At 40.8% G+C, this 2,319-nt stretch carries 2 protein-coding genes and 1 pseudogene; all 3 read left to right on the top strand.

From position 1 onward, the window contains the following. Window positions 1-109: pseudogene (locus tag Q0X89_RS10455) on the top strand (biopolymer transporter ExbD); the annotation flags it as partial. Then, window positions 109-1,011 carry an energy transducer TonB gene (locus Q0X89_RS10450; protein WP_297693860.1) on the top strand — a complete coding sequence of 301 codons (903 nt, stop codon included), beginning with the start codon at window positions 109-111 and terminating at the stop codon, window positions 1,009-1,011. The pseudogene Q0X89_RS10455 and the gene Q0X89_RS10450, both read left to right, overlap by 1 nt. A 3-nt stretch (window positions 1,012-1,014) precedes the next feature. Next, window positions 1,015-2,226, top strand: coding sequence for a folylpolyglutamate synthase/dihydrofolate synthase family protein (locus Q0X89_RS10445; protein WP_297693858.1), 1,212 nt, complete (start codon window positions 1,015-1,017; stop codon window positions 2,224-2,226). Window positions 2,227-2,319 lie beyond the last annotated feature (93 nt).

The raw sequence follows: 2,319 nt of genomic DNA, 5'->3' as shown, positions 1-2,319 counted from the left end.
TGTTATTCTAAGGGCTGAAGAAAGCGTGGCCATAAAGGAAGCGGTCAACGTCATGGATATAGCCAATAGGAATAGTTATAAAGTGATCCTGGCTGTGCGGCCCAATTAATGCCATTTTTGGACACAGAACACAAGAAAAAATCATTTACGCTTACGACTATTTTGTTAAGCGTGCTCCTCCTTTTACTTTTTTATATAGGCCTTACATATATGGATCCACCTATTGAGAATGGGATTACTGTGAATTTTGGGGCGATGGAATTTGGTATGGGAGAGGAGCAGCCGATAAAAAAAATAAAATCACAGCCAGCAGAACCGGTGAAAGAGCAGGAAGAAAAGGTTGTTGAAGAACAAGCTGTTGCTCAACCTGAAGAAGTAGCTGAGGAAGATCTTACCGAAAAAGCTACTGAAAAAGTACTTACTCAGGAAGATGAAGAATCTATAAGAATTAAACAACAGGAGGCCGCCAGGCGAGAGGCCGAAGAAGCGGCAAGAAAAGCTCAGGCAGAAGAAGAACAACGGACCATGGAACAAAAGGCTGCTGAAGAAAAAGCCCAACGGGAAAAAGAAGAAGCCAAAAGACGCGAGGTCGACGATCTTATTGGAGGAATTAATAAATCTGATGGTGAAGTTCAGGGTGGTGAAGGAGACGATAACAGACCGGGTGATAAGGGGCAACCAGATGGTGACCCTTATGCTACGAGCTATTATGGCAGTCCGGGATCTGGAAGCGGAACTGGCGGATATGGCCTAAGTGGCCGCTCTTTGGTGAGCAAGGGTAAAGTTCAACAAGATTGTAATGAAGAGGGAAGGGTAGTGGTTAAAATTACTGTAGATAGAAATGGTAAAGTAATCGATGCCACTCCGGGAGTAAAGGGTACGACCAATAACGATCCCTGCTTGTTAGAGCCTGCAAGGAAAACAGCGTTGCTGCACAAATGGAATCTGGATTCCAAGGCTCCCAGCAAACAGATAGGTTTTGTTGTTGTCAACTTTAAATTAGGGGAATAATACATGACCTATAAGGAAACCCTGGATTGGATGTTCGCGCAACTTCCAATGTATCAGGAAAAGGGACAAAAAGCTTACAATGGCAAATTAGAGAATAGTCAGTCTTTGGCGGCACACTTAAACAACCCACATTTAAATTTTAAGAGTATTCATGTGGCAGGAACAAATGGTAAGGGTTCCAGCAGCCATATGCTGGCTTCTATATTGCAGGAAGCGGGTTATAAAGTTGGGCTGTATACCTCCCCCCATATGAAAGACTTCAGGGAGCGAATTAAGATCAATGGAAAGCCCATTAGTGAACGGAGTGTCATAGAATTTATTGACAAGCATAAGTTATTTCTGGAAAAGAATAAACTGTCATTTTTTGAAATGTCTGTGGGAATGGCATTTGATTATTTTTCCAGGAATAAGGTTTCAATTGCGATAATTGAAGTGGGTCTGGGCGGACGTTTAGATGCCACAAATATTATTACCCCTATAGCTTCGCTAATTACGAATATTGGGTTGGATCACACCGATTTACTGGGACATACATTGGAATTGATATCAAGAGAAAAAGCAGGGATTATAAAAGAGAATGTTCCTTTGGTAATTAGTGAGTATCAGGAAGAGATAGCCCCTGTTTTTGAAAAAATTGCAAAAGAAAAAAATTCAGATCTGGTCTATGCCGATAAGGAAGACTTTAAGGAGTATAAAACCTCTCTTTTTGGTAGTTATCAGAAAAAGAATATAAGAGGAGTACTCGCAATTATTAATTTACTAAAAGAGTTTACAATAAGTCAGGAAAATATAAGAGAAGGTCTAATGAAAGTCGTTGAGAATACCGGCTTGTTGGGACGGTGGCAGATTCTGCGGGAAACCCCAAAAGTCATATGCGATACGGCTCATAACCGTGAAGGACTCACTTTGGTCCTCGAACAGGTAAAACAGCAGGAATATAAAACTTTACATATTGTGCTCGGTTTTGTGAAAGAGAAAAATCTGGATGCACTATTACCTTTATTTCCTAAGGATGCGGTCTATTATTTTGCCAGACCCGATATTCCCAGAGGTATGGATGTGGAAATTCTAGAGGAAAAAGCCTCTAAAGCAGCTTTAAAAGGGACAATTCATGATTCCATACCAAATGCTTTTAAAACAGCCCTGAACAAAGCCGCTAAAGACGATTTCATCTATATAGGCGGGAGTACATTTACGGTTGCAGAGGTACTGTGATTTTTTCTTATTTTTTGTTTTAGGTAACAAAAAACTATTCTATATTTGCATCCCCTTAGGGGCTCTTAGCTCAGTTGGTTCAGAGCACCTGCC

The organism is uncultured Eudoraea sp. (assembly GCF_947258525.1).
Taxonomy (GTDB): domain Bacteria; phylum Bacteroidota; class Bacteroidia; order Flavobacteriales; family Flavobacteriaceae; genus Eudoraea.
This window is presented reverse-complemented; position numbering and strand designations above follow the sequence as displayed.